General features: G+C 40.4%; 5 protein-coding genes. 4 read left to right on the forward strand and 1 reads right to left on the reverse strand.

Translation table 11 applies throughout. From position 1 onward, the window contains the following. Positions 1-28: 28 nt before the first annotated feature. Positions 29-826, reverse strand: coding sequence for a type IX secretion system membrane protein PorP/SprF (locus ACTHJT_RS01805; RefSeq protein ID WP_440235937.1), 798 nt, complete (start codon positions 824-826; stop codon positions 29-31). Between the two features lie 249 nt (positions 827-1075). On the opposite strand from ACTHJT_RS01805, the gene ACTHJT_RS01810 reads away from it, so the two are divergent. The 4 genes from ACTHJT_RS01810 (at position 1076) to ACTHJT_RS01825 (ending at position 8617) form a co-directional block, all read left to right on the forward strand. Next, positions 1076-1591 carry an RNA polymerase sigma factor gene (locus ACTHJT_RS01810; protein WP_440235939.1) on the forward strand — a complete coding sequence of 172 codons (516 nt, stop codon included), beginning with the start codon at positions 1076-1078 and terminating at the stop codon, positions 1589-1591. Next, the gene (locus tag ACTHJT_RS01815; protein ID WP_440235941.1) at positions 1588-2709 is read left to right on the forward strand and encodes a gliding motility-associated C-terminal domain-containing protein; all 1122 of its coding nucleotides are present in this window, start codon (positions 1588-1590) and stop codon (positions 2707-2709) included. Before ACTHJT_RS01810 ends, ACTHJT_RS01815 begins: the two co-directional genes overlap by 4 nt. Further along, complete coding sequence (locus tag ACTHJT_RS01820) at positions 2709-4346, forward strand: leucine-rich repeat domain-containing protein (RefSeq protein ID WP_440235942.1); 1638 nt, start codon at positions 2709-2711, stop codon at positions 4344-4346. Before ACTHJT_RS01815 ends, ACTHJT_RS01820 begins: the two co-directional genes overlap by 1 nt. Positions 4347-4633: 287 nt before the next feature. Then, positions 4634-8617, forward strand: a complete 3984-nt coding sequence (locus tag ACTHJT_RS01825; protein WP_440235944.1) for a rhamnogalacturonan lyase — start codon at positions 4634-4636, stop codon at positions 8615-8617. The last annotated feature ends 46 nt before the right edge of the window (positions 8618-8663 follow it).

Genomic DNA, 8663 nt, shown 5'->3' on the forward strand with positions numbered 1-8663 from the left:
TCATAATTCATAATTCATAATTCATAACTCATCTACTATACTTTAAAAAAAGTTCTACTGCATTATCTCCTCTTGCAATATAATTCAGCACTCCGGTTGAATAAGACATGGCTATAGCAATTCTGGATGTTCCAATGCGGATATCTTTTATTCCGCCCATCAGAACAAATCCCTTTTGATATCTGTATTCCACACCAAATTCAATAAAGCTCTGTAACGTTAATACAGCCGCAAGACTCAGATCACTGGCGGTATAAGAATTATATCTGTACCATGCATGCGCTGCCAAGCCAACATATGGGCTGATAAAAAATGTATAAACGAGATTCGCATTATATTGTCTTCTCAAAACAAATTCCTGTCCGATAGGAATAAGCTTACGCTGGAATACTTGCTGCATGGAAGCGCCAGCCTTCAAACGGTTACCGACCAGCCAAAATCCCAGATTTCCATCGTAGGTAATATCAGAACCACCTGCACTTGACTGGGTGGCCTTGAATACATAATCTACCATACCGAACGATAATCCTGCTGATAAATAATACAAATCTGATAATGGTATATCAAACGCATATCGGGCATAAGCTCTGTTCTTACTAAAAAAATCACCCTCGCTATTATTAAATAATTGCACCCCAAAAGAATGTCTGTTACTGAAATGACTTGATTTAATTCGAAAGTTTGCATCAAAATATGTTTGCCTGATGCCCCGGAAAGCACCTAACTGAGATTTATGCCCCATATTCAGAATGATGCCGGAAGTGTCTGTATTAGCAGGATTGATCAGGTAATAGTTTTGAAAAAACTGATCGTACACATCAGGCATAAGGGTTCCGGTTTGCCCCCGGGACATAAAGGCTGGTAAAAAACACCCTAAAAGAACAAACCACTTAGATATGTACTTCATTAAACAAAACAACATCAATTGCCGTAATATTAAAATATTTTTCACATTTATTAATAAAATTCATAAAATGGCTGTTACTTTTTAAAAGGATGTTTGTAGTGTTATTAAGTGATGGATATAAACAGATCAATTGTTGAATGCATAAAAAACAGGCAAAATGAAAAGGCTTTGTCTCACTTATACACGCACACGCTGAAAAAAGTAAAAAGTTATATCCTGAGTAATAGTGGTACACAAGAAGATGTTAACGATATCTTTCAGGATGCAGTCATTATTTTCTTTAAATCTGTGCTGGAAAATAAATTCGATGCCGAACACTCAGTTGACGCATTCATTTTCACCATATCAAAAAATTTATGGATCAACGCAGCGAAAAGAAAACGTAAGCTAATACATGTAGGCATTGAAGAGCAACAACTTGCTTCAGAAGTTCACACACAGCTTGATGTCATAATTTCCAAAGAAAAACGAACTGCGTTAAATATCGCGTATAGCAAACTGGATGAAGCCTGCAGAAAATTATTAGGTTTGGTAGCTTATGAAAAATTAAGCATGAAGGAATTAAAAGAAAAAATGGATCTGACAAGCGAGAATGCTGCTAAAACCATGCATTACAGATGCAAACAATCGTTTCATAAGATAATTAAAGAAAATACTGATTTATTAAGTGCATTAAAACCTTGAGACCGGATCTGGAACGATATTATCTGATTGACCAATACCTGGAGAAAAAACTTCAGGGTGAGCAATTACGTGCATTTGAAGACCAAATGAAATCTGATCCGGGATTTGCGGAGCAGGTATTTGAGCAACAGGCATTGAATGATCTGATCCTTGAAGCGGAATTAAGTGATGTACGTGCACAATTAGAGAGAGATCTTGCAAGTCTGAATAAGCCATCCTTCTTTAAAACCTATTGGAAATGGATCGGCCTTGGTTCATTATTTGTGGCTGGTACACTCATTTATACATTAAATCAAGAAAATGCTGCAACAATTATAATAGAAGGAAAATCAGCCAGCAAGGAAACAAAAACGGAATCTGCATCCCTTGAACTGAAATCAAACACAATCAGCAACACCGTAAATACGTCTTCAGTAAAAAAGAAAATACCAGCAATCGACTCAAAAGTTTCAAACCGTACTGCTGTTAAAAATACTACAGAGCAGGTACAGGCTCAACAATCGATTGAATTGCCTGTTCAACAAACATCAATAATTGATCAATCTGTTACAGAAGTAGCACCAACAGAAACCAAGGGTACAGAAGAAAAAAAACACGATTGCAATACTGTTAAAATCCTGTTCACTCTTAAAGCACAACCAACTTGTGAAAATGAACAGGACGGAGCAATTTCTATAGAAAATATTTCAGGTGGAGCGGTTCCACTTACGATATTTATAAATGACAGGAAAATCAAGGACAGGAAAATAACCGACCTTAACAGTGGTACCTATGAAATAAAAATAACGGATAAAAACGGTTGCTCTCACGAACAAAAAATACTCATAACAGAAAAGAATTGCTCGCAACCGGCTGAACAGAGATTAACAAAATTCAATATCAATCCTACGATTGGAGAAGTCTGTAAAATACCTTCCAATCCTTCCAAGAAAGCCAATCTTACGATATATAACCGTTCAGGAAAAGTAATTTACCATTTAAGCAATCATTCGGATGAATATATTGAATGGAATGGTACTGATGGGTATGGCGCTCTTGTTGACCAGGGTCTTTATGTGTATATTATAGACTATTCCGATGGTACAAAAGAATCCGGTGAAGTGAATATTATCAGATAATGAAACGTATAAACTACATATTGACTTTTTATATTTGCTGTTTACTGACCGCAGTTTCATTTTCAGCTGAAGCGCAAACCTATTACAGCATACCGGATGTAAACCTGCGAAATAAGTTAGTGTCAGATTACCCGTCATTAATGACTGCGGACAGTCTGCTGGATGTTACAGCAGCTAAAGCCATGTCTGCAGATCTTAACCTGGATGCCTGCGGAATTGTTAATGCAGACGGCATCCAGTTTTTTGAAAAGACCGGTATCCTTCGCCTTCGTAATAATAAAGTAACCGATGTATGGGAACTGAGTTACATGAAAAACCTACGCCGGGTCTACATCAACGGGAACATGATTACTTCTATCCCAGATCTTTCTGCCTTATATCAATTAATTGATTTGTATGTGGGCAATAATAAAATTACTTCTTTAGCAAGTTCTAATTTTAACCAAAGAACAACCTTGCAATTCTTCAATTGTGCTGGTAATAATCTTTCAGAACTACCAGACCTTTCTGCGCTGGTGAATCTTAAAACAATATTTATTGGTTACAACCCCATGCTTCTTACATTACCGGACCTAAGCAATAATCTCGCTCTTCAACAAATAGATATTAGTAATTCCAATATCAGCACCATACCTTCTCTGCCATTGTTAACAAACCTCGAAGTATTTAATTGCAGAAATTCCAAAATGGTGGATCTCTCCGGCTTAAACCTAAATACAAAACTAACCACTCTGGATGCTTCGGAGAATGGCCTTACAATCTTGCCAGACCTCAGCAATAAGCCTGCGCTGACAAGTGTGGACGTATCCAATAATAATCTGACGTTTGAAGATCTTATCCCCTTAGCTTCTTTAAGCACTTTCGCTGCATTTACCTATGCGCCTCAGAAAGACCTAAGCATACCGGCAGTTGTTAACATTAGAGAGCAAAATAATTATACTTATCAACTGTCCATCGACCCATCCGTTTCTTCCAACCTTTACAGTTGGAAAAAGAATACTGTTTTGTTAGTTACAGGATCTGACTCCTTCTTCAGTTTTACACCAGCACTCATGAGCGATTCAGGACTTTATTCCGTAAGTGTTACAAATCCATCTCTTCCATTGCTGGAACTTAAAAGTAATGTTTCGAAATTTTCGGTAAGCGCTTGTCTGGAAGTTGATCAGTTAATGATTACAACACTTTCAGCAAATTGTATTAAAGGCGCGAATATTGATTTCAATGGCACCATTGTACAAGGTGCACTGGCGCCTGTCCATTACAGCCTGACAAATGTCAATACATCGCAGCAGTTTTATAACCCTGTGGGGCAACAATTTGAAAACGTTATACCAGGTTCATATGTAGTAACTATTACCGATTCAAAAAATTGTACTATTCATAAATCATTTATCTTTGATGAACTGCAGGGCTGTGACAAGGCATTTTCTCCTAACGGCGATGGAATTATGGATAATTATTTTATTGACGATACAGGTACCGCCAGAATTTATAATACATCAAAAAAGTTAATTAAAACAATATCCCTTCCTGGTGCATGGGATGGTACTTCCAATGAAGGTAAGCTGATGGATGCAGGCTATTACATAATTATTATTAATGAATCAACCTCCATTGGCGTAAGCATTATGCGGTAATTTTTTCTTTGATTCTACTATATTATCGTTGTAAACGGATCAATTCCGATTCAAGTCAGTTAAATTCAATAATCTTTTTAACAAACGCCTTTTCCATTTTTATCCTACTGAAACTATCAATGAAAAGGGCCAAAAGGCCTTGTAACTTAAAATAGTTACAATTTAACATTCTGCTTTCATTCCAATTTTCATTTAAAACATAAATACCTTCAAAAATCTGTTACTTTTTTATAACTTTTTTGTCTTTTGATAAGAAGAAAATAATTCCCGTACGAAACTCATTCCTTATGAAAGAATATTTTACTCTTTTCTATATCAAACTTATTATTTTTTCAATGGTGCTTTTAGGAATCACAATTCCTGAAAGCTATTCTCAATACCAGCTTGAAAAACTGGATCGTGGAGTTGTTGCCGTAAGTATGGGAGGAACAAAAGTTTTTGTCAGCTGGAGATGGCTGGGAACAGAAGATGATATCACATTCAATCTATACCGGAACGGAATAAAAATTAATAGCAGTCCTTTGGCAGTAACGAATTACACCGACAATTCGGGTAATGCTACTGCGGTATATACAGTAACATCCATTATAAACGGAGTTGAACAACCAGCTTCTGTCGGAGTGACGCCATGGGCTCAAAAATATTTGAGAATTCCCCTGAATGTTCCTGCGAGCGGATCAACACCAACAGGAGAAGCCTATACATACAGTCCGAATGATTGTAGTATTGGTGATGTAGACGGAGATGGGACACATGAAATTTTTCTCAAATGGGACCCGTCTAATTCAAAAGACAATTCTCAATCAGGCTATACAGGCAACGTTTACATAGATTGTTATACCATGAGTGGTACTTTTTTATGGCGCATTGATCTGGGGAAAAATATTCGCGCAGGTGCTCATTATACGCAATTTCTTGTTTATGACTTTGATGGCGATGGCAAAGCAGAGATGGCCTGCAAGACAGCTGACGGAACAAAAGACGGAACAGGTAAAGTAATCGGTGACGGGAATGCTGATTATAGAAAAAGCAATGGATATATTTTAGATGGCCCTGAATACCTGACTGTGTTCAACGGCAAAACCGGAGCTGCCATGTCAACAGTTAATTATACGCCAGCCAGAGGAACTGTTTCAAGCTGGGGTGATAACTATGGAAACCGCGTTGACCGGTTTATTGCCGCTGTCGTTTATCTGGATGGCATTCATCCATCAATGATTTTCGGGCGTGGGTATTACACACGCCTTGTAAGATCTGCATGGGATTTTAAAAATGGACAATTAGTACAGCGATGGATATTTGATAGTAATAATTCCGGCAATAGCGGTTATTTCAGCATGGGCAATCACCAGATGACTGTTGGAGATATGGATGGTGATGGCAAACAGGAACTGTGCAACGGCGCCAGCACGATCGATGATAATGGAAAGGGTTTATGGACGAACGGGCTGGGACATGGAGATGCATTACACATGAGTGATATGGATCCGGATCTTGAAGGCCTTGAAATATGGCAATGCCACGAAGAGCCAGCACGTTATGGTAATTATGGAGTAGAATTCAAAGGTAGTAAAACCGGACAACCTATCTGGGGCTTGGGCGGTGGTGATCATGGCGATGTAGGGCGGGCTATGGCAGCCGATATTGATCCCCGATATAAAGGATATGAATGCTGGTCAACATCAAGTCCTATGTATACATGCAAGGGCGTTGTGATCGGTACATCCCGCCCATCTGTAAACTTTGGATTGTATTGGGATGGGGATCTGCAAAGGGAATTATTAGATGGAACAAAAATTGACAAATGGGATTATCTGAACAGCTCATCGGCACGTCTAGCAAGCTTGTATGACGCATCTTATGGCGGAGGAGCATCCTGCAACGGCACAAAGCAAACGCCCAATTTATCCGGAGACTTATTTGGTGATTGGCGTGAAGAGGTAATTTTACATAGTGCCGACAACGCCAGCTTATTAATTTATAGCACTACCATTGCTTCCAATTACAAATTCAGAACTTTACTTCACGATCCTCAATACAGAGTGGCAATAGCATGGCAGAATTCCAGTTACAATCAACCACCGCATTTAGGGTATTATCTTGGTTCCGATATGTCTACGCCAGTCAAACCAAATATCACAATTGTACAGGGAAACACAACTGTCTGCAATGCTGCTATCACCGCTCCGGTTACGTCTTTCTGCGCAGGCGGTTCGGTCCTACTTACAGCAAGCGCCGGTACTTCTTACAAATGGTTCAATGGTACAACCCAGGTCGGAACTGCTTCAACTTACACAGCAACAGCTGCCGGTTCCTATACCGTTGAAGTAACAAACAGCTCCGGCTGTAAGGCTACTTCAGCTGTTAAGACTATAACTGTAAATCCGCTGCCTGTTATAACTTCATATGTAAAAACAGATGCCGGAACATGGCTCACAGCTACAACGACTACTGCCTGCGAAGGCTCTACAGTAAACTTAGGTCCGCAGCCAAACGTAACTGACGGCTGGAGCTGGACAGGCCCAAACAACTTTACATCAACCCTCAGAAACCCTGTATTTACCAATGTCACTTCAGCACTTGCAGGAAATTATATTTCCACTTACACAGATGCGAATGGATGTAAAGCAAGCAGTACTTTTACCTTACAGATTTCGAAACCTGCCGCAACCATCACCGCTCCGGCCACTTCATTCTGTACTGGAGGTTCAGTCGTACTTACCGCAAGCACTGGCACCTCCTACAAATGGTTCAACGGTACAACACAGGTGGGAACGGCTACAACCTACACAGCAACTGCTGTAGGCTCATATACCGTGGAGGTAACAAATACCGCAGGTTGCAAAGCTACTTCAGCTGTTACGCAGATAACTGTCAATGCTGCACCAACAGCAGCCATCGTCGCTCCGGCCACTTCATTCTGTGTTGGAGGATCAGTCGTACTTACCGCAAGCACCGGCACCTCCTACAAATGGTTCAACGGTACAACACAGGTCGGAACGGCTCCAACCTACACAGCAACTACTGCAGGCTCATATACCGTGGAGGTAACAAATACCACAGGTTGCAAAGCAACTTCAGCTGTTACGCAGATAACTGTCAATGCTGCACCAACAGCAACCATCGTCGCTTCGGCCACTTCATTCTGTGTTGGAGGATCAGTCGTACTTACCGCAAGCACCGGCACCTCCTACAAATGGTTCAACGGTACAACACAGGTGGGAACGGCTTCAACTTACACAGTAACTGCTGCAGGCTCATATACCGTGGAGGTAACAAATACCGCAGGTTGTAAAGCTACTTCTTCTCCTACTGTTATTGCAGTTGACGCAGTGCAATCGACACCTACGATCACGGCCAGCACAAACACTATTTGTGGTGGTGGAACTGCGGTACTTAATGCAAGTACCGGCGTTTCTTACAAATGGTTCAACGGAACAACCCAGGTTGGTACTTCTGCTACTTACATAGTAACTGATATAGGATCATACAGTGTCGAAGTAACAAACAGCTCCGGTTGCAAAGCTACTTCTTCTCCTGTACTTATCTCTGCCGGAACCATACCAGATGCAGCCATCACAACTACATCAACTTTTGTATGTTCAGGCAGCTCGGTATTACTAACAGCAAGCGCGGGTTCTTCTTACAAATGGTTCTCAGGAACAACACAGATTGCAACAACTCCTACCTACACAGCAACAACTGCCGGTTTATATACAGTAGAAGTAACAAATACCGCGGGTTGCAAGGCAACGTCTGCACCAACTGAAATTACACAAACGCAACCAAAGGTATGGTATGCAGACACAGACAATGATGGACTGGGTGATCCTGCGGTTAGTCTTACGGTATGCTGGCAGCCAACCGGATATGTGGATACAGCCGGAGATCTTTGTCCATCGAGCACTGACAACAGCTGCCTTGACTGCGCCGGAAACGCAAACGGTACTGCATACCTGGATGACTGTTCAGTATGTGTGGGGGGCAATACGGGCAAAACAGCTTGTACATCTACAGCCACTATCAATGGAACCTCAGCAAACATTCTGGTAACTCCACAACCGTTTGATAATACGACAACGATCTCAGTCAAAAATCTGGGCATGATACAATCCATTACAACCATCAGTACTTCCGGCGCTATCGTGGATTACAGACAGGGAATTGATGCTGATGAAATTACCATTGGACAGGATCTGTCTGCCGGATTATATTCTGTTATCATTATCACAAACAAAGGAACTTACACAACCCAGATTGTAAAAAAATAAATATACCTGATATATCTATTCATTGAATCGATTACAGATTCTTATA

Origin of the sequence: Cytophaga sp. (assembly GCF_051961495.1) — a bacterium.
In the GTDB taxonomy this organism is placed as follows: Bacteria; Bacteroidota; Bacteroidia; order Cytophagales; family Cytophagaceae; genus Cytophaga.

What these genes read in the sequence shown, in the direction of transcription:
- ACTHJT_RS01805 (WP_440235937.1), bottom strand. Translation starts at nt 826, where the DNA reads ATGCCTGATGTGTACGATCAGTTTTTTCAAAACTATTACCTGATCAAT.
- ACTHJT_RS01820 (WP_440235942.1), top strand. Translation starts at nt 2,709, where the DNA reads ATGAAACGTATAAACTACATATTGACTTTTTATATTTGCTGTTTACTG.
- ACTHJT_RS01825 (WP_440235944.1), top strand. Translation starts at nt 4,634, where the DNA reads ATGAAAGAATATTTTACTCTTTTCTATATCAAACTTATTATTTTTTCA.